General features: G+C 68.2%; 15 protein-coding genes and 2 pseudogenes. 4 read left to right on the forward strand and 13 right to left on the reverse strand.

Annotation, left to right across the window (positions count from 1 at the left end):
• Positions 1 to 8: 8 nt before the first annotated feature.
• The 3 genes from BMG07_RS01005 to gabT all read right to left on the reverse strand — a co-directional run bounded on the left by BMG07_RS01005 (position 9) and on the right by gabT (position 3333).
• Positions 9 to 977 (reverse strand): AraC family transcriptional regulator, encoded by a 969-nt coding sequence (locus BMG07_RS01005; RefSeq protein WP_198082784.1) that lies wholly within the window; start codon positions 975 to 977, stop codon positions 9 to 11.
• 141 nt (positions 978 to 1118) lie between these two features.
• Positions 1119 to 2048 (reverse strand): glyoxylate/hydroxypyruvate reductase A, encoded by a 930-nt coding sequence (locus tag BMG07_RS01010; protein ID WP_198082785.1) that lies wholly within the window; start codon positions 2046 to 2048, stop codon positions 1119 to 1121.
• 4 nt (positions 2049 to 2052) lie between these two features.
• On the reverse strand, positions 2053 to 3333 hold the full coding sequence (gene gabT / locus BMG07_RS01015) for a 4-aminobutyrate--2-oxoglutarate transaminase (protein ID WP_198082786.1): 1281 nt from the start codon (positions 3331 to 3333) through the stop codon (positions 2053 to 2055).
• A 203-nt stretch (positions 3334 to 3536) separates the two neighbouring features.
• On the opposite strand from gabT, the gene BMG07_RS01020 reads away from it, so the two are divergent.
• The 3 genes and pseudogenes from BMG07_RS01020 to BMG07_RS01030 all read left to right on the forward strand — a co-directional run bounded on the left by BMG07_RS01020 (position 3537) and on the right by BMG07_RS01030 (position 6987).
• Positions 3537 to 4262: a helix-turn-helix domain-containing protein gene (locus BMG07_RS01020; protein ID WP_198082787.1), complete on the forward strand. Its 726-nt coding sequence runs from the start codon at positions 3537 to 3539 to the stop codon at positions 4260 to 4262.
• 167 nt (positions 4263 to 4429) lie between these two features.
• Complete coding sequence (locus BMG07_RS01025) at positions 4430 to 5200, forward strand: class II aldolase/adducin family protein (RefSeq protein WP_198082788.1); 771 nt, start codon at positions 4430 to 4432, stop codon at positions 5198 to 5200.
• A 150-nt stretch (positions 5201 to 5350) separates the two neighbouring features.
• Positions 5351 to 6987: pseudogene (locus BMG07_RS01030) on the forward strand (alpha-amylase family glycosyl hydrolase).
• 4 nt (positions 6988 to 6991) lie between these two features.
• Here BMG07_RS01030 and BMG07_RS01035 read toward each other — a convergent pair.
• The 6 genes and pseudogenes from BMG07_RS01035 to BMG07_RS01050 form a co-directional block, all read right to left on the reverse strand.
• Positions 6992 to 9268 (reverse strand): CocE/NonD family hydrolase, encoded by a 2277-nt coding sequence (locus tag BMG07_RS01035; RefSeq protein WP_198082789.1) that lies wholly within the window; start codon positions 9266 to 9268, stop codon positions 6992 to 6994.
• Positions 9265 to 9822 carry an ATP-binding cassette domain-containing protein gene (locus tag BMG07_RS41225; protein ID WP_307866820.1) on the reverse strand — a complete coding sequence of 186 codons (558 nt, stop codon included), beginning with the start codon at positions 9820 to 9822 and terminating at the stop codon, positions 9265 to 9267. The genes BMG07_RS01035 and BMG07_RS41225 overlap by 4 nt, the downstream gene beginning before the upstream one ends.
• Entirely contained in the window at positions 9798 to 11024 is a 1227-nt protein-coding gene (locus BMG07_RS01040; protein ID WP_269758510.1) for an ABC transporter ATP-binding protein/permease, read from the reverse strand. Before BMG07_RS01040 ends, BMG07_RS41225 begins: the two co-directional genes overlap by 25 nt.
• Positions 11021 to 11926 carry a glycoside hydrolase family 15 protein gene (locus BMG07_RS41230; RefSeq protein ID WP_269758511.1) on the reverse strand — a complete coding sequence of 302 codons (906 nt, stop codon included), beginning with the start codon at positions 11924 to 11926 and terminating at the stop codon, positions 11021 to 11023. Before BMG07_RS41230 ends, BMG07_RS01040 begins: the two co-directional genes overlap by 4 nt.
• A 287-nt stretch (positions 11927 to 12213) precedes the next feature.
• Positions 12214 to 12348 (reverse strand): annotated as a pseudogene (locus tag BMG07_RS44595) (hypothetical protein); the annotation flags it as partial.
• Positions 12349 to 12425: 77 nt separating this feature from the next.
• Entirely contained in the window at positions 12426 to 13721 is a 1296-nt protein-coding gene (locus BMG07_RS01050) for a glucoamylase family protein (RefSeq protein WP_198082790.1), read from the reverse strand.
• 105 nt (positions 13722 to 13826) lie between these two features.
• On the opposite strand from BMG07_RS01050, the gene BMG07_RS01055 reads away from it, so the two are divergent.
• Positions 13827 to 15971, forward strand: coding sequence for a glycoside hydrolase family 3 N-terminal domain-containing protein (locus BMG07_RS01055; protein ID WP_198082791.1), 2145 nt, complete (start codon positions 13827 to 13829; stop codon positions 15969 to 15971).
• Between the two features lie 18 nt (positions 15972 to 15989).
• Here the strand turns inward: BMG07_RS01055 and BMG07_RS01060 are convergent, their stop codons facing one another.
• The 4 genes from BMG07_RS01060 to BMG07_RS01075 form a co-directional block, all read right to left on the reverse strand.
• The gene (locus BMG07_RS01060; RefSeq protein WP_198082792.1) at positions 15990 to 16760 is read right to left on the reverse strand and encodes an ABC transporter permease; all 771 of its coding nucleotides are present in this window, start codon (positions 16758 to 16760) and stop codon (positions 15990 to 15992) included.
• Positions 16761 to 16771: 11 nt separating this feature from the next.
• Positions 16772 to 17647, reverse strand: a complete 876-nt coding sequence (locus BMG07_RS01065; protein ID WP_198082793.1) for an ABC transporter ATP-binding protein — start codon at positions 17645 to 17647, stop codon at positions 16772 to 16774.
• Entirely contained in the window at positions 17647 to 18681 is a 1035-nt protein-coding gene (locus BMG07_RS01070; protein WP_198082794.1) for an ABC transporter substrate-binding protein, read from the reverse strand. Before BMG07_RS01070 ends, BMG07_RS01065 begins: the two co-directional genes overlap by 1 nt.
• A 142-nt stretch (positions 18682 to 18823) precedes the next feature.
• A complete protein-coding gene (locus BMG07_RS01075; RefSeq protein ID WP_198082795.1) occupies positions 18824 to 19597 on the reverse strand; it encodes an IclR family transcriptional regulator in 774 nt (257 codons plus the stop codon).
• Positions 19598 to 19696 lie beyond the last annotated feature (99 nt).

The raw sequence follows: 19696 nt of genomic DNA on the forward strand, positions 1-19696 counted from the left end.
ACCTTGCGTCAGCCCATGGCGGCTGAATTCGCGGTGCGCGCTCGGGTGGCCCTCGGGTGCTGGAGGGGCGGGGATGCGCTTTTGCGGATGTCGGACGGCGAGCGGCCGTCCGAGCGGCGCATGGCGTGGGCGAGTGCGGCGCCGCTGTCGAACCCGACCCGGAAGGCGATCTCTCCGATCGGCAGGTCGGTTCCGCTCAAGAGCTCGCGCGCTGTCTGCAGGCGGACGTGCTGCTGAAACTCGCCCACGGAAAAACCGGTGCCGTCGCGAAACAGGCGCGTGATGTGGCGCCTGGAAACGCCGAAACGTTCACCCAAGGCATCGAGCGGAATGTCTTCGTCGGCGTGCAGCGTCAGGTATTCCTTCAGGTCCGCCACCAGGGCCATGCCGTGCTCGCGCTTGGACACGTTCGGCATCATGTCGCCGGCAATGACCTCGGCGATGCATTGGACGAGCAGCGCCGTCGAAAGCGACCGCTTGACCCCGGCATGGCCGTAGGTTCCGTCGTCGCTCCTGAGCGAAAGCTCCTGCAGGGCACGTATCGTCGACGTGCGGCGCACCAGCACGGCGGCGCGGGTGCGGCGATGGAACTCGCTCAACGAGCCGATCTCGTTGTCGAGCCGGTGCAGCATGGCGCCGGTGGCGTAAAGGGCGACATGGCTGTTGGCCCCGATGCCTGCCCGTGTCTTGTGCGCCCGGTTCGATGGCACCACGGCAAAGCGGTCGTGCGACAGCCACGTGCCTTCGCGGCGGTCTTCGTGCTTGAGCTCGATCGCGCCGCGGCTGGGCAGGATGAACATCACGCAATCGTGCCAATGCCAGGGCTTGGCGTAGGCGCCGCTGTTGGCCAGGCTGGCATGCCCGTCGTCGGCCGCGATCAGCAGGTTCTCGGTGGCCGTGTGGCAGAGTTGTTCAAATGACCGCAACATAGGTGGCCGGCCTTTATCGAAAGTCAGGTTGGCAGCGTCGACGGGCATGGCGCACTCGAAGTTCGCGATGACTGATCTGACTTCGGTTGAAACGAACCCGTCTGGAAACGCCGCATGTTGGCATAGCAAGATTGACGCCGGGGGCCGATTTTGCGCCCTGTGTCCTGCCGGCCGGGCGGGGCGTTGCTTTCAGTAACCCGCCGACCGTTCGACCACCCGCAGCAAGGGCGCGTTGCTCAACAGCCGCTCGCAGTTCTCGGCGATCTGGTTCACGACGTCCGGAATGGGCATCACCGCGGCCATGTGCGGCGTGACCAGGACCTTCGGGTGCGCCCAGAGTTCGTGCGCCGCCGGCAGCGGCTCCTGGTTGAAGACATCGACGACGGCGCCCCCCAACTGCCCGGAGTCCAGGGCCGCCACGAGATCTTTCTCGTCGAGCTGCGGGCCCCTGCCGCACTGGATGAGCCTGGCGCCGGGCTTGAGCCGCGCAAACAGCTTGCGGCCGAGGATGCCCGTGGTCTCGTTCGTGAGTGGCAGCATGCACACCAGGATTTCGAGTTCGCTCAGGAACGCGCCGAAGCCTGCGTCGCCGCCATGGACACGCACCCCGTCGATCGGCTTGCCCGAACGCGACCAGCCACGCACGTCGTAGCCCGCATCGCGCAGCGTCGTGGCAAGGTGCGCGCCGATCTGGCCCATGCCCATCACGCCGACGGTCACTTCGCCCGCGAGCCTGTTCGCCGGACGCCGCCAGATCTTTTCCCGCTGGTTTCGGGCTGCAATGTCGAAGCCCCGGTGGTAGTACAGCGTGCACCACAGAACGTACTCGGCCATTCTTCGGGCCAGGTTGTCATCGATGACCCTGCACACCGGCACGTCGGGCAGCGTTGGATCGTCCAGCAGGTGATCGACCCCGGCGCCGATCGAATGCGCCATGCGCACCGCGCGCAGGTGCTCCCAGGTTCCCGGGGGCTGGTTCCAGCAGACGGCCACTTCCGCCCGGCTCGCCGCCGGGTCGGTCGAATTGACGACGGACCAGTCCGGCAGCCGCTTTTCCAGCTGCTGCGCGAACGACGTGTTGCTGTGCAGGAAGGCCCCCGCGACGGCCAGGACGGGCATGGCGTCAGGCCTCCAGCAAGGCTTCGGCAAGCAGCGCAAGCCCTTCTTCGAACACCTCGTGCTCGATGGTCAGGGGAAACAGGAAGCGGATCACGTTGCCGTGCACGCCGCAGGTGAGCAGCAGCAATCCCTTGGCAAGGGCCAGGTCCTGCACGCGTTTGACGAACTGGGGCAGCGGCGTGCCGGCCTCGTCCCGGAACTCGATGCCGACCATGGCGCCCAGCCTGCGCACTTGCGTGATCGACGCCACGCGTTCCCTGAGCTCGTCGAGCTTCTCGACGAGGCGCTCGCCCAGCACGTCGGCGCGGTTCGGCAAGGCTTCGCGGTCCATGACGTCCAGAACGGCCAGCGCCGCGGCAACGGCGAGCGGATGGCCCGCATAGGTTCCGCCGAGCCCGCCGGGCGCCGCGGCATCCATCAGCTCCGCGCGGCCCGTCAGGGCGGACAAGGGAAAGCCGCCGGCAAGGCTCTTGGCCATGGTCATCAGGTCGAACTCGACGCCGTGGTGCTCGAGGGCGAACAGCTTGCCGGTACGGCCGAAGCCGGTTTGCACTTCATCGACGACAAGCAGGATGCCGTGCGCGTCGCAGATCTCGCGCAGCTTGCGCATCAGTGCCGTGGACGCGATGTAGAAACCGCCTTCGCCCTGCACGGGCTCCAGGATGATGGCCGCCACCCGCTGGGGGTCCACGTCGGCCTTGAACAGCCGTTCGATGGCGAGCACGCTTTCTTCGACGCTCACGCCCAGCGCGTCGGAAGGGTAGGGAACGTGCCACACGTCCGGCGGCATCGCCCCGAACCCCGCCTTGTATGGGTGCACCTTGCCGGTCAGTGCCATGCCCATCAACGTGCGGCCATGGAAGGCTCCGGAAAAGGCGATGACCGCGCTGCGCCCCGTGGCTGCCTTCGCCACCTTGATGGCGTTTTCCACGGCCTCGGCGCCGGTCGTGAACAGCGCCGTCTTCTTCGTGAAGCTGCCCGGCGTCCGGCTGTTGAGCTTCTCGCACAGCTCGACGTAGCTCTCGTACGGGGTCACCTGGAAGCAGGTGTGATGAAAGTCCTGCAGCTGCCGCTGCACCGCGGCCATGACGACCGGATGCCGGTGGCCCGTTGCCAGCACGGCGATGCCGCTGCCGAAATCGATGAGCCGCCTTCCGTTGACGTCCCAGAGCTCGGCGTTCTGGGCGCGAGAAGTGAACGACCGGGTCTGCACCCCGACCCCGCGTGGGCAAGCCGCCTGGCGGCGTTGTTCGAGCACGGTGTTCTTGTCGGGGGTCGCGAGCATGGCGGGTTCCTGGGCTGAGGGTTGAAAACGCGAGCGCTGTGGGCTCGATCAGGGCGCCATTCTATGGTCGATATGAAAATTGAGTGCAAATTTTTCATGTAAATGAATTTTGTGTTTGTGCCGAATCGGCGAATCGAAGGGGTTGCGCGGTCCCGGGCGATGGGACGCGGGGTACGATGGCGGCCCGTGTTGTGACAGGTCGCGTGAAGAGCGTCGATACGCCCGGCAACCGGGCAACCGAGCCAATGAGAAAGACAAACTCCAGCAAGACGCAGCCCGCTGCGCCCCGCGCGGTGGCCGTGCGTCGCAAGCCCCTGCAGAAAAAAGCCCAGCCCGTTGCTTCGACCCGCAGCGAGGCCAAGAGCGCCAACCCCATGGCGTGGCTCGGGCGCGAGATCAAGAGCCTGCGCAAGGCAAAGGGGCTGTCGTTGCAGGAGCTGGGCAGCGCGTGCGGCAAGTCGATCGGTTTTCTGAGCCAGGTCGAGCGCGGCATGAGCACGCCCTCCATCAGCGACCTGCATCAGATCGCCGACACGCTCGAGGTGCAGATCAGCTGGTTCTTCCCGGACGGGGCGGCCGCCGAACCCTCCGATGGCGGCGTGGTCGTGAGAAAGGCGCGTCGTCGGCGGCTCGCCTTCGCTTCCGGAATTGCCGACTATCTGCTGTCGCCGAACCTGGATGGCCCGTTGGAACTGCTCTGGTCGACCATGGAGCCCGGCGCGGAGAGCGGCCCCGACTTCTATGACCATATCGGCCACGAAGGCGGCGTGGTTCTTCGCGGCTCGCTCGAGCTGTGGGTGGGCGAGCAGCACTTCCTGCTCGCGGAAGGCGACAGCTTCAGTTTCCCGAGCAGCACCCCGCATCGCTATCGCAACCCCGGGAGCGCGGTGACTGAACTGTTCTGGGTCGTCACGCCTCCGTCGTACTGAGCGCCGCGCAAGCGCACCACGCATCCGGGCGGACGCGCCCAGCCCGGTTTACCCGTTCGGCAATTTACGCAATAATGAAAATATAGATGCAAATTTTCATTTGCGTGGAATGTGACTCACGGCGCGCTGGCATCGCGGTCGGTTTTTGATGGGTTGGGGTACGAACGATGAACAAGCGCTACATCTATCCGCAGGTCCGCGCGACGGTCGGCGAAGCCGAATGGACGCAGCGGGTGCACCTCGCGGCCTGCTACCGGCTGCTTGCCCACTACCGCATGACCGACCTGATCTACACCCACGTCTCGGCGCGCGTTCCAGGTGCTTCGGATGAATTTCTCATCAACCCCTACGGATTGATGTTCGACGAGATCACTGCCTCCAGCCTGGTCAAGGTCGACCATGACGGCCGTGTCCTCCTGGATCCCACGGGCATCGGCTTCAACCCCGCCGGGTTCCTGATCCACGGCTGCATCCATCGTGCAAGGGCGGGCCTTCACTGCGTGATTCACACGCACACCGCCGCGGGAATGGGCGTGGCCGCGCAAGAGCGCGGGCTGCTCAAGCTTTCCCAGCACGCCATGCGCTTTCATGGCGCGCTTTCTTATCACGACTACGAGGGCGTGGCGCTGGACCCCGAGGAGCAGCCCCGTCTGGTGGCCGACCTGGGCAACAGGAACAAGGCCATGATTCTTCGCAACCACGGGCTTCTGACGGCAGGGGAGACCGTGCGCGAGGCCTTCGACCTGATGTTCTACCTGGAGCGGGCTTGCCAGGCGCAGATCGCGGCGCAAGCGGGGGGCGCTGTATTGCGGGAATGCAGCGACGATGTCGCGAGCAAGGTCGCCAGGCAATTCACGGAGCCGGACGGCAGCGAACTGCACGACTGGCCGGCGCTGATGCGATTGCTCGACCGTCTCGACGAGTCCTATCGGGAGTAGTGATTTCCGGGGGAATCCCTGCGTGCTGGGCTTGGTGATACGCCCCGGGAATTGCTTCGCTTCCATGCACCCGCCGAGATGTTCGGCGAACGCACCCCCCCCTTTCTGGAGACAATGACCCCGCTCGCAACCGCGCATGAGGGGATCAAGATGTCAGCCGACGACTGGTGGAAGTACGGAATCGTCTATCAGGTCTATCCGCGTTCGTTCCAGGACAGCGACGGCGACGGCATCGGGGACCTCGACGGCATCCGCGCCCGGCTGGATCACCTGGTTTCGCTGGGCGTCGATGCGTCTGGATCTCGCCGATCTATCCGTCGCCGATGGCCGACTTCGGCTACGACATCTCCGATTTCTGCGGCATCGATCCGCGCTTCGGCACGCTGGACAGTTTCGACGCGCTGGTGCGGGAGGCCCACGCCAGGGGGCTCAGGATCATTTTGGACTTCGTGCCCAACCACACGTCGGACCGCCATCCGTGGTTCGTGCAAAGCCGCGCCGCGCGCAGCGATCCGCGACGCGACTGGTACATCTGGCGCGACCCGGCGCCGGGCGGCGGTCCGCCCAACAACTGGCTCGGCAATTTCGGCGGACCGGCCTGGACTTTCGACGCGGCCACCGGCCAGTACTACGGCCATTCGTTCCTGAAGGAGCAGCCCGACCTCAACTGGCGCAACCCCGAAGTGCGCGCCGCGATGTACGAGGTGCTGCGCTTCTGGCTGCGGCGCGGCGTCGACGGATTCCGCGTCGACGTGCTCTCCCAGATCGTCAAGGACGCGCAGTTTCGCGACAACCCGCCGAACCCGGACTTCACGCCGGACCAGGACCCGTTTCTGCGGTTGCTGATGCTCTACAACACCGACCTGCCGGAGGTGCAGCCCATCGTGGCCGAGATGCGCCGCGTGGTCGACGCGTTCAGCGACGCGCGCTCGTCGCGGGTGCTGATCGGCGAGCTCTACCTGCCGCTCGCGCGCCTGGTCGCCTACTACGGGCTCAACGCCGAGGGGGTGCTCGAAGGCGTGCAACTGCCTTTCAACTTCCAGTTGATCGCCACCGAGTGGAAAGCGGCGCACATCGACCGCTTCGTGCGCGACTACGAAGCGGCGCTGCCCGCCAACGCGCAGCCGAACTGGGTGCTGGGCAACCACGACAGGGCCCGCATCGCGAGCCGCGTCGGGCCACGCATGGCACGCCTCGCGGCCATGCTGCTGCTCACGCTGCGCGGCACGCCCACGCTCTACTACGGCGACGAGATCGGCATGACGGACGTTCCCATTCCCGCCGACGAAGTGCAGGACCCGTTCGAGAAGAACAAGCCCGGCATGGGCCTGGGCCGCGACCCGGAGCGAACCCCGATGCAGTGGAGCGCAGCGGCGCATGCCGGCTTCACGACCGGCACGCCGTGGCTGCGCCTGGCGGCCGACTGGCCCACGCGCAACGTGGACGCGCAATCACGCGACGCGGGCTCGATGCTGGCGCTGTACCGGCACCTCATCGCGTTGCGCCGCGCACAGCCCGCGCTGAACCGGGGCAGCTACGAAGCGCTGGAGGCCGAGGGTGACGTGCTCGCCTTCGCACGCAACCATGAAGGGCTGCGGCTGGTGGTGCTCCTGAACTTCGGCGACACGCCGGCGCCGGTGTCGCCGGCGTTGATGCCGCGCCAACCGGTGGTGCTGGCATCGACCGATCCCGCGCGCGCCGGGGTCATCGAAGGGCCCCTGGTGCTGGGGCCTTGCGAGGGCGTTGTCATCGGCACTGTGAACGGCGAAGCGCCGGCGACCCGATAAGAAATCAAGCCTGGCCGGTCTGGATCTCGACGTAGCTGCGCGCATGCCAGCGCACGCGCACCGGCCACCTTGCGTCGGCGATGGTCTCCGAGTTCACGTCCTTGCCGCTGCCGTAGTTGACCTGCCGGTCGGGGCGCTTGTTGATGCCGATCACCAGCACGATGCGGCTGCCCGCCGCCAGCCTGCAACCCGTCACGCGCTCGGCGGTGAACGCAAGCAGCTGGCGCATGCCGGCCCGAAGCAGCCGGCGACGCACGCGATGGCCCGCGTAGCTGGCGCGGAAGTCGTAGGGGTCGAACAGCAGCTGGTATTCGCCGCTCTCGGTCTGCGCGTACAGCGAGACGTTGAAGTCCACGTCCTGCCGCGAGGGCGTGATGTCGAACACGCCGCGCAGGCTGCCGAAGAGCTCGGTGTCCTGCGCCAGCGGCTCGCTGACGAAGCTGATGCTGTCGCGCGTCGGCGTTTGCCGCAGACGCAGCGCGTCGGGCCACGGGGCGTGCGCGTCACGCCGGTCGGCCAGGTCGACCGAGAGCCGCGCGTTGCCGCCGCCTTCGGTGGGCGAGGGCGACGGCAGCAGGCGGTGCGGGGCGTCGCGCTCGCCGGTGTCCAGGTACAGGCGCAGCGGGGCCTGGGCGCGCTGCGGCGCGTCCAGCGCCGGCACATGGCGCCACTGGTCCGCGCCCATCAGCTGGTAGTTGACGCGCCCAGTCAGCAGGGCAGGCTTGTTCGCGCCCTTCAGCACGTGGTCGAGCCATTGGTAGCGCAGTTCGGGCAGGTCGACGCGCGCGACAGGGTCGAGCGTGTAGCCGCGCAGCGCGGCCTGCGTGCCGAGCCGGACCGAGGCCGCGTCGTAGGGGCCGAGCAGCAGCGTCGTGTCGGCCTGCGGTCGGTGGCGAAGATGTTCGCGGTGAAAGTACAGCGCGCCGGCGTCGGCGCCGTAGTAGCCGGCGACGCTGAGCACCGGGATGTCGATGCGCGCGAACTGCTCCGCCGACGGCAGGAACTTCTGCCAGTAGCGATCGTGGCTGGGGTGCGTCAGCCAGGTCCGGATCAGCCGGCTGCGCTTGCCGATCAGGACGCGGTCGATGTCCCAGTACGGGCGATTGCCGCGATACCAGCGCGCGTCATCGAGCGCCTGCGACGCCGTGTCCGGCTCGGCGTTGGTGTGTTCCTGCGCCCAGCGGACCATGGCGTTGCGAAAGATCTGTCCGGCCATCGGGAAGTCGATGCCCGGCGCCATCGGCGCGATCGTGGCAATGGCCTTGAGCGCCGCGGGCCGCCTGCGCGCGGCGGCCCAGGCGGCGTAGCCCGAGTAGCCGTCGCCGAGCATGCAGACGCGGCCGTCGCTCCACGCCTGCCGGGCGATCCAGTCGATGACGGCGGCGGCGTCTTCGCCGTCGTGAATGAACGGCCACACGGCGCCCTTGCCGTCGGCCGTGCGTCCGCGCACGTAGGCCGTGACGCCGACGTAGCCCCTGGCGGCGGTGCGCCGGGCGTCGTCCTCGGCGGGGTCGAGCGTGAAGCGCAGCAGCGTCGCCAGCGCGTCGCTCGCCGCATCGGTCGCGCGGCCGGGCCGGACCACGTTCGCATGGATAAAACCCCCGCGCACGGGAATCCTGACGTCGGTTTCCGTCACGTAGCGGTTGCGGTTCTCCGCCGCGAACAGTTCGGGCAGCAGCGCGGCGAAGCTGCGGCGCGACTGGTACGAAAGCCAGGTCCGCACGAGCGCCAGCGCATCGGCCTGCGGAAGGCTGCCCTTGGCGCGCCAGAGGTCGAACGCCTGCTGCAGCGGTTCCCTGAACACCGCCGGCGGAATCTCGAGCCGCGCCATGACGGCCTGGGCTTGCGCGTTGTCCAGCGGCGACACCAGTTCCCGGAACGCGCGCGCATAGGCGTCGGCAAAGCCGATTCGCTCGTCCGCCTCGCGGGCGCGCGCACGTGCATAGACGCCGTCGAGAACAGCGCGCTCGGCCAGGCCGTCGAACGGCTTGCCTTGACGGCGGTTGCGCAACGACGTGCTGCTGTCGTAGGCCGCGCGGTAGGCGCCGCTGACGATCTGCAGGGCGGTCAGGTTGGCCAGGAAGACGTCGGTGTCGGCCTCCTGGTACACCGGCAGGATGCGCTGGGCCAGGTCCCGCAGCAGGTCCGCCGCGGTGGGGTCGTCGGGGTCGAGCGGGGGCCGGAAGCCGAAATCCGCCGCCCCGGCCCATGCGGGCAGCGCCAGCATCAGCCGCATGAGGGCGCGGCGCGCACGGCTGACGGTCGACATGGGGCGTCTCATGGTCGCTGCTCCTCGGGCGCGGTGGTCGGCGCCTTGACCAGGTGCACCACCTGCGTGAACAGCCGGTCGTGCGCCTCTCCGGCCGAGCCGATGTGGATGATGCCCGTGTGCGTGAGCTTGCCCAGCACGCTGATGACGAGCTCGAGCGTGTCGTCGTCGAACGCGCCGAAGGCCTCGTCCATTACCAGCCAGGGCGGCGCCTGCAGCACCACGCGGGCAAAGCCCAGGCGCAACTGCTCGTCCATGCTGAGTTCGCTCTCCCAGCGACCCGTCTTGTTCAGCAAGGGCTCCAGGCGCTGCAGGCCCATGCTCGCCAGCGCGGCCACCATGGCTTCCCGGGGGTAGCTCGACGGTTCCATTGCGTAGGACAGCACTTCGGCCAGCGTGCCGCGCGGAATGTAGGGCGTGCCGCGCGGCATGAAGTGGATCGTCTCGCCGGCGGGCCGTCGCACGGTGCCCGCGCCCCAGGGCCACAGGCCCGCGAGCGCGCGGAACAGCAAGGTCTTTTCGGTGCCCGGCGTGCCGAGGATCAGCACGCACTGGCCGCGGTGCACGACCAGGCCCGGCGTGTCCAGCCGGTCGTGGCCGCTCCAGGAGCGGACCTCGAGCGATTCGATCGCGAGCGCCCCGCTTCGCCTTCTTCATACGCGATGCGGCTGCCGCCTGCCTGTGTCTCCAGGTCGGAAGCGAGCATCCGGCGCAGGTCGGACACGCGCAGCAGCGTGGCGCGCCAGTCGGCAATGATGCTGAAGTTGTCGACGAACCAGCGCAGCGACGACTGCGCCTGCGTGAAGGCCGCGGCCGCCATCATCAAGCCGCCGAATGACACCTTCCCCGAGAAGTACAGGGGCGAGGCCACCAGCGTCGGCGCAATGATGGTGATCCAGCCGAAGCCGGCCGTGACCCAGGTCAGGTTGGTCAGCCCCAGCACCACGCGCGACGTGGCGCGCAGCACGTCGCCGAAATGCGCGGCGACGCGACGCTTCTCGTCGGCCTCGCCGCCCGCCAGGGAGATGCCGTCCAGGTGCTCGTTGATGCGCGTCAGCGAGAAGCGCAATTCGCCCTCGCGCGCGTAGCGCTCGGCGTTGCGCGAGATCAGGCCGTTGCCGACCCAGTACGTGACCAGCGAGCCGGCAATGGCATAGGCAATCGCCGCCCACAGCATGAAGCCCGGCAGCACGTGGTCCTTGCCGTCGAAGAACAGGCTGAAGTCCTTGGAGATGACCCACAGCACGCTCGCGAAGCTGCCGAACAGCATCGCCGCCTGCAACAGGCCCACGCCGAGGGTGACCGACAGGTCGCACAGCTTCAACGTGTCGTCGTGCATGCGCTGGTCCGGGTGGGCCCCCATCGGGCCGCTGGCCTGCAGCCAGAACGCCCGGCGCGGCTGCAGCCACAGCCCCACGAGGTCGCTGACCACGGCCTCGCGCAGCTTCAGCTGCAAGGTCTCGCCGAGCCACCGCTGCGCGACGTTCAAGACCAGCAGCGCGCCCGCGATGATCGCGAAGACGCCGACCTGCACCACGAATTCGCTCAGGTCGCGGCGCGAGATGGCGTCGTAGAACGGCTTGTTCCAGCTGTTGAGCTCGATCTGCCCATACGCCGTGAGCGCGACGACCACGATGATCGCGGCCATCAGCGCGACCAGCGGTTTCGCAACCGGGGACCGGCGCAAGGCGCCGAGCAACTCGCTGACCTGGCGGAAGACCCCCGGCCTTGCGGCCGGCTCGACGCGGTTCTGCGGGCTTGCGCTCATCGTTGCCGTGGCGCCTGGCAGGCGGCGGCCGCGATGCGGCGCGCCGAGACGCACGAAATGAACGCGGCGTGGCTCCAGGCCAGTTGCTTCGCCGAGGTCTGCGCGCCGCTGTTCTGGTCGAACTGTTCCGACAGCTCGCCGCCGGCCGGCGTGTAGGCGCGCACGGTGGCGAGGTAGGCGTCGCCGCGCGCGAGCCAATGGCGCGCATCGCCCGTCGCCTTGTCGCCCGATATGGCAGCGCGGAAACAGAACTCGGCGGCGCCGAGCGTCGAGAAGTAGTACGCGCCGCCCGAGCAGTACACGTCGCCCGCGTAGCGGCCCATCGCCGTGCCTCGGCCCGGGGCACGGCCGTGGTTGATCGGGTAGGCCGCATCGAACAGCGCGTCCAGTCGCGCCAGCGTGGCCTGCATGCGCGGATCGGCCGGTCCATGCGCGGCCTCGGCGCCCAGGCCGTGGATCGCCGACAGGATCACCGCGATGTCCAGCGCCTTCGGGCTGGGCTGGCCGCTCGCCAGCACGCGCGAACGGTAGTAGCCGCGCGCCGCATCGCGATCATCTCTTTCGCCTCCTTCATCGATCCAGTAGTCGTCGAGCAGGCGTCGCACGGCCTGCGATTCGTCGCGGCAGCGCCGCGCCAGCGCCGTGTCGCCCAGCTCCTCCAGCCATGCCGCGCCTTCGGCCAGCGCGGCCTGCGCGACGCGCAGCGTGTAGTAGTGGTGGCCGAGGTCTTCCTCCCAGATGTCGTAGGACGCTCGCGCCAGTGACGCAGAGTGAAGTCGATGTCGAAACGGATCAGCGGCGCAACCTCCGCTTGCAGGGCCGCGTCGAGGTGCCCGCCGGCCACCCAGCGCAGCAGCGCCATTGCGCGCAACGGCGGTCCGTCGTGCTGGGGGCGCGCCCATTTAAGGATGTCGAGCGTGCCGTCGGGGTTCACTCTTGTTTCGGCGGAGACCGCATCGCCGTGGACGCTTGCGAGCTCATGGTCTTCGCGCAGGTACTGCAGGAGCTCGGGGGCCACGCGCGCCTGGCGGCCCGGCACGGCGGCCACCGCGCGGCCGTCCAGGCCGTTCACGGCAAGGCTGAAGCGCGTGAAGTCGCGCAGGTGCCCAAGCGCTTCGTCGCCGATGCGCCGCTGCGCATAGAGCAGGCGCAGCGCATCGATGACGACGGCGGAATCGCGGAACCAATGAAAGAAGTAGTCGGGGTCCGGGTTGTAGTCGCCGAGCACGGGCGAGGCGACGATGGCGCCGGCGACGGGCCGCACGGTCTGGCCGAAGCCTGCGCGGTGCTTGACGATCGACACCGGCGAGATGCTGCGGAGCATCGCGCTCGCCGAACGGGACAGCTGCGTTTCGAGCCAGCGCTCGAAAGCCGGGTCTTGCGGGTTCGAAACGCCGACAGTCACAGTTCGGGCGACCCGAGATGCGGGCTGCTGAAGTCCAGGCGGCGCAGCCCGGCCTGCACTTCGGGCACGCTCATGAACAGCTTCCACAGAAGGCCCGTGCGATGGTTCTCCATCATCACGACGATCGGGCCCTGGTCGATGGCAAGGTAGGTGTCGGCGAACCAGTCGCGCTTCTCGCAGAACGCGTCGACGAAACCGTAGTCCCGCCACACGCGCTCGCCATGCGCGCTCAGGAAGTGCCGCATCACCCGCAGCACCTCGGCGGGCGCATACGGCAGGCTGGCCAGCGCGCCCGTGGGCGAGATGGTGCCGTTGTCGTTGTTCGGATCGTGCGCGAGGTAGCCGTCGGGGTCGTCGCTGGCGGTCAGGCCCCAGCACGATTCGCCGTAGCCCGGAAAGCCCCGCGGGTTGGCGATGCAGTGCGCGCGGTTGACCTGCACGTGGCGGCTGTTGAGCTCCCAGTAGTCCGCATAGCGGTCCTTCAGGCCGCGCGGATCGAGCCCGCAGAACGAGTAGTGCGCAAAGAACAGCGGGCCGCCGTTCGGCGGGCCCAGCGGCAGTTCGATGCCGTGGTAGGTGTGGCCGTTGAGGAAGTCGGGGCCGGAGGCAAAGCCCCGGTGGTACACCCGCGGATCGATTGCATGGCGCGGCGACGCCGCGGCCAGGAAGTAGGTGATGAGGCACTCGTTCCAGCCGTGCACCTCGTGGTTCATGGCCCAGCCGTGGTTGGGGCTCCAGTGCCAGTACAGCACGTCGCGCCCGCCCTGGGTGAACCAGTTCCATTCGACCTCGTGCCACAGCGTGTCGATGTCGGCGCGCAACTGTCGCGCCACGGCCGTGTCCTCGCTGAAATACTGGCGCGCGCACAGCAGGCCCATGCACAGGAACGAGGTCTCGACCAGGTCGCCCGCGTCGTCCTTGGGGCTCATCGGGATGGTCTCGCCGCTCGCGCCGTCCATGAAGTGCGGGAAGGTGCCGTGGTAGCGCCTGGCGCGCAAGAGCGCGTCGCGCATGCGCCCCAGGCGCTCCAGGGCCGCGTCCCGCGTGATCCAGCCGCGCTCCACCGCCACGATCATGGCCATGATGCCGAAGCCCGTGCCGCCGATGGCGACGCGGTCGTCGGGCAGGTCTTGCCCCGTGCCGGCGACGAGCGTGCGGCGGTCCAGCGCCAGGCCGCTGGCGGCATCGGCGCCGTCCCAGAAATAGCGGAAGGTCTGCCGCTGCACGGCTTCGATCAAGGCTTCGTCGGGCAGGGCCGCCAGTGCCCTCGGGTTCCTGTCATCCTTCAACACGAATGGGTCCTTTCGTTGTCTTGGTGTCACGTCTGGTTTCACCGCATCACCGGTCCCCCGCAGCATGCCATCATTAAGGCCCTTGGGTTCTATTCGAAATCCCTCATGAGTCGCATCGATACCCTCATGGCCCGGATGACGCTGGCTGAAAAGCTGGGTCAACTGACCATGACAGCCTCCAGCTACACGGTCACCGGGCCGGTGCTCGCGGGGGACTCCACGCAGTCGATCATCGACGGCAGCGTCGGCAACCTGTTGAACATGGTCGGCGCCGGTCCCACCCACGAGATGCAGCGGCTGGCCGTCGAGAAGTCGCGGCTGGGCATTCCGCTGCTGATCGGGCTGGACATCATCCACGGCCACCGCACGCTCTTTCCGATTCCGCTGGCGGAGGCCGGCACTTTCGACGAAGCCCTGTGGGAGCGCACGGCACGCGAGGCCGCGCGCGAAGGCGCCGCCGAAGGCCTGGCGATGACTTTCGCGCCGATGCTCGACGTGTCGCGCGACCCCCGCTGGGGCCGCACCGCGGAAGGGCCGGGCGAAGACCCCTGGCTCAACGCCCGCATCGCGCGGGCCAAGGTGCGCGGCTTCCAGGGCGCAGACCTGTCGTCGGCCGATTCGCTGGCCGCCTGCGCCAAGCATTTCGTTGCCTACGGCGCCGTCAACGCGGGGCGCGAGTACGCGGCCGCGGACATCTCCGAGCGCACCTTGCACGAGGTGCACCTGCCGGGCTTCGCAGCCGCCGTGCGCGCCGGCGTCGCGACGCTGATGCCCGCCTTCACCGATCTCAACGGCGTGCCGATGACGGCGCACATCCCGTTGCTGCGCGACTGGCTGCGCGGCGAGATGGGCTGGGACGGCGTGATCGTCAGCGACTACAACGCGATCGCGGAACTGATCAAGCACGGCGTGGCGGCCGATCTCGTCGACGCCGCGGTGCTGGCGCTGAAGGCCGGCGTCGACATCGACATGATGGCCGACGCGTACCGCAAGGGCTTGCCGGTGGCGCTGGAGCAGGGTCGCGTGACGATCGAGGAAATCGACGCGAGCGTGCGCCGCGTGTTGCGGCTCAAGGAGCAGCTGGGCCTGTTCGACGACCCCTACCGCCGGGGCGCGACACGGGAGCCCGCCGAGGCTGTCGCCGAGCGGCGCGTGCTGTCGCGCGACGCCGCGCGCAAGGCCATCGTCCTGCTGAAGAACGATCAAGACGTGCTGCCCCTGCCCGCGGCGGCGAAGGCCCTGTGTGTCATCGGCCCGCTGGCCGACGCCAGCACCGAGATGAAAGGCCCGTGGTGGGGCGCCGGCGGCGACGAGCCGGCCGTGAGCGTGCTCGCCGGCTTGCGCGCCGCGCTGCCGCAGGCCGACATACGCCATGCGCCGGGCGTCGCCATCGAAAGCGACGACGACAGCGGCATCGACGCCGCTGTTGCGCTGTGCGACGGCGCCGACGCCGTGCTGCTGTGCCTGGGCGAGCGCGCCACGATGAGCGGCGAGGCCGCGAGCCGCGCCACGCCCGCGCTTCCAGGCCGGCAACAGGCCCTGGCCGAAGCCGTGGTGGCACGTGCGCGCGCGCTCGGCATCCCCGTCGTCGCGATTCTTTTTTCAGGCCGCCCGCTGGTCGTTCCCTGGCTGGCCGAACACGCCGATGCGCTGCTGGCGGCGTGGTTCCTCGGCGTGGACGCGGGCCATGCGATCGCCGACGTGGTCACGGGCCAGGCCACGCCAGGCGGCCGCACGCCGATGAGCTGGCCGCGCGCCGTCGGGCAGGTGCCGATCTACTTCGGCCAGCGTCCCACCGGCCGGCCGATGAGTCCCGGCGACTACTTCACGAGCAGGTACCAGGACGTCGACAACGCGCCGCTGTATGCCTTCGGCCACGGCTTGACCTACGGCCGCTTCTCCTACGACGCGCTTGAGGTCGAGCCGCGACGCGTGCGCGAGCAGGACACGCTGACGGTCAGCGTCAAGCTGCGCAACGTGGGTGCGCGCGAGGCCGAGGAAACCGTCTTCCTGTTCATTCGCGGCAAGGTCAGCCGCGTGACCCGGCCGTTGCTGGAACTCAAGGGCTACGCGAAGCTGCGGTTGAAGCCCGGCGAAGCCGGCTCGGTGAGCCTGGCCCTGCCGGCCACTGAGTTGCGCTACCTCGGGCCGGACCTGCAGCCCCTGTTCGAGGCCGGCGAGGTCGAAATCCTCGTCGGGCCCAGCGCCGAGCCGTCGGGGTTGCTGCGCCAGACCATCGCGTTGGGCTGAACGCCGGCCCCGGCCCGGCTACTGGTTCTGCGACCCGCGGTGCGCCCAGCCGGTGGTGTGCTTTTCGATCACGCTGAACAGCTCATACATCAGCATCGCCATTGCGCCCACCACCATCAGGCCCGCGAAGGCCAGGCCCATCTGCATGGCCGAGCCGGCCGAGATCAGCAGATAGCCGATGCCCTCGTTGGCCGCCGTCATTTCGCTCACCGTGGTGCCCACGAACGCGAGCGTGATCGCCACCTTCAGCGAGCCGAAGAAATACGGCATGGAGCGCGGCAGGCCGATCTTCATGAGCACGTCCCAGCGCTTGGCGCCGAGCACGCGCAGCACGTCTTCGAGCTCGGGCTCCAGCGTGGCCAGGCCGGTCGCGATGTTGACCATGATCGGGAAGAAGCTGATCAAAAAGGCCGTGAGAATCGCCGGCCCCACGCCGATGCCGAACCACACCACCAGGATCGGCACGAAGGCTGCCTTGGGCAGCGCGTTGAAGGCCGTCATGAGCGGGTAGATCGCCGCATACGCGATGCGCGAGCTGCCGATGACGAAGCCCATCAGCACGCCCACCACGATCGCCAGGCCGAAGCCCGCCATCGTGACCCAGAAGGTGCGCCACGCATGGCCCGCGATGATTTCCTTGTATTCCCAGAACTGCGTCCAGATGCGCAGCGGGCTTGGAAAGATGAAGTCCGAGACCTCGAAGCCCGCGCAGATGACCTGCCACAGCAGCAGCACCGCCACGAGCAGCAGCCACGGCGACCAGCGTTCGATTTGCTTGGTGTTCTTCATGCTGTACTTGCTCAGTGGGAAGCGGCAGCCGCAACTGTTTGCGCCGCGCCGATGCCGGTGTTTCGAATGGCGCCGATGTGGCCGCGCAGCTCCAGCACGATGTCGGTGAACTCCTTGGTGTAGGTCAGCTCCAGCTCGCGCGGGCGCGGCAGCTCGATGTCGCGCTTGACCACGAAGCGTCCCGGGCTCTTGCTCATCACGTACACCGTGTCGGCCAGGAACACCGACTCGCGCAGGTCGTGCGTGACCAGGATCACGTTGAACTGCTGCTCGGTCCAGAGGTCGCGCAGGATGCACCACAGCTCTTCGCGCGTGAACGCATCGAGCGCGCCGAAGGGTTCGTCGAGCAGCAGCATCTTGGGCTCGTGAATGAGCGCGCGGCAGATGCTCGCGCGCTGCTGCATGCCGCCCGAAAGCTGCCACGGAAACTTGTCTTCATAGCCGCCGAGGCCCACCTTCTGCAGCAGCTTGCGGGCGCGCTCTTCGTATTCCTTGCGCCTGGCCTTGAAGTTGGAGCGGTAGGGCTCGACGATTTCCAGCGGCAGCAGCACGTTGTCGACCGTGGTGCGCCACGGCAGCAGCGAAGGCGCCTGGAAGGCCATGCCCGAGATCTTCAGCGGCCCGGTCACGGGTTGCCCGTCGATGCGGATCTTGCCCATCGACGGCATCTTCAGGCCCGTGGTGAGCTTCATGAAGGTCGACTTGCCGCAGCCCGAAGGCCCGACGATGGCAATGAACTCGCCGCGCTTGACCTTCAGGTCGATGGCCTCGACCGCGAAGTGGTTGGCGCGCAGCAGCTCCTCGTTGTAGGCGAGCCAGACGTCCTGGAAATCGACGAAGGGGGCGGCGGTGTCCGGTGCGTGCAGCGGGTGCAGTGCGTCCGCCATCACTTCTTCGTCAGGACGTTGAGTTCGGCGGCCGGCGGCAGCATGGCCGAAGTCCACACCGCGTCGGGGTTCACGCGCGTCTTGGTGCCGAAGGCGTCGGACACCTGCGAGGCCATGAGCGACATGCGGCCCGAGTTGACCGCGCCGAAGCCTTCGGTGCGCGCGTCGGCGCTGTTGATGACGGTGTCGATGGCCAGCTGCAGGCGGCGCGTTTCGAGCTTGCTGTCGATGATGCCGTCGCGCGCCTTCACCGACTCGATGGCCACCGCCGGGTTGGCGATGACTTCCTTCGCGCCCTTGGCGAAGGCCGAGAGGAATTTCTTCACCGCCTCGGGGTGCTCCTTGATGAGCTTGGGCGAGGCGATGATGACGTTGCCGTACAGCTTCACGCCGTAGTCGGGGTAGGGCAGGATCACCACGTCGGCCGCCTTGGCGCCGCGCGCCTCCAGGTTGAGCAGCGAGGTGAAGGTGAAGCCCGTGATGGCGTCGATGTCGCCGCGCATCAGCATGGTCTCGCGCAGGGTCGGGTCCATGGCGGTCCAGTTGACCGCGCCGATGTTGTTGGCCTTGGCGAAGATCGGGAACGCGCGGCGGCCCGCGTCGAACACCGGCGCGCCGAGCTTCTTGCCCGTGAGGTCGGCGGGCTTGGTGATGCCGCTCTTCTTGAGCGTCATGACCGAGGCCGGCGTGTTGTTGTAGACCATCATCACCGCGACCGGCTTGTTGGGGCTGTCGGGGTTGTTGGCGTGGAACTCCATGAGCGCCGCGAGATCGGCAAAACCCATGTCGTACGCGCCCGAGGCCACGCGCGTGACCGTGCCGCCCGAGCCGTTGCCCGCGTCGATGGTCACGTCCAGGCCCGAGGCCTTGAAGTAGCCCTTGGCGGCGGGGTGCAGGAACAGCGCGGCCGGTCCTTCGAAGCGCCAGTCGAGCTGGAACTTGATCGGCGTCGGGGCTTGTGCAAAGGCCGGTGCGAGGCCGAAGCTCAGGGCCGAGGCGGCGAGGAAGGACTGAAGCAGGTGGCGCTTGTTCATGCGGGATCGTTCCGTTGGATGTGAATGCTTCGGCATTCAAGCAAAAACGGTGCCCGCACGTGATTGGTGCGAACCCTTCCCGTGAGTCAGCGCGGTGCGTCGCCTCTGAAATTCGCACCGTTCGCGGGAAATCCCTTCGGTTTCAAGGGGCGCTTGCACCGAACGCGAGCCAAAACGGATCGCCCACGCGCTTGCCCACGCTCGCCGCGGCGTCGCGCACGATCGCGCCGAAGCGCTCGATGAGCGCGTCCGACAGCATCTCCGCGGGCAGCGCGATGCCGAAGGCGTAGGTCTGGCGCGTGGCCGCGTCGAACACGGCCGACGAGATGCCGGCCACGTTGGTCACGTACTCGCCGCGCGACAGGGCCCAGCCGGTCTCGCGGATCACTGCGAGGCGGCCGAGCAGGTCCTTGCGCGTCCTGGGCGCGTCGCCGCGTCCCTGGTCGAGCCGGGGGCCGAGCAGGGCCGTCACGTCGGCGTCGTCCAGGCGGGCGAGCAGGGCGCGGCCCATGGCGCTCGAGTAGGCCGGCGCGCGGCTGCCCGGCGGCGTGTAGATCTGCAGCGCGCCGGCGCCGGCGCGCATCTGGATCACCAGCGTGTCGGCGCCGTCGAGAACGTTGATGTAGCCGGTGAAGCTGGTTTCTCGCACCAGCGCGTCAAGCGCCTCTTCGACCAGCGAGGCCGCGTTGCGCGAGGCGCGAAAGTGGTACGAGGCTTCCATGATCACGCCGCCTGGCCGGTAGGCGCGCGTGGCCGCGTCGCGGTCGAGAAAACCGTAGCTGGCCATCATGCTGAGCGTGCGCGAGGCCGAGCTCTTGGGCAGGCCCAGTTCGGTCACCACGTCGGTCACCGTGATGTCGCGGCGCAGGCGGGCGATCAGCTTCAGGACGTCCATGGCGTTGGCGAGGGTGCTCATATGTCTGGTGGGTTGGCGGTTGGGGATCATAGGTTCGGCGCGGGGGGTGCTTGCCCGATCGGGGTGAACCAGCCTTGACAGCGTCTTGCCCGGTTCTAT

Origin of the sequence: Variovorax sp. E3, assembly GCF_016082275.1 — a bacterium.
In the GTDB taxonomy this organism is placed as follows: domain Bacteria; phylum Pseudomonadota; class Gammaproteobacteria; order Burkholderiales; family Burkholderiaceae_C; genus Variovorax.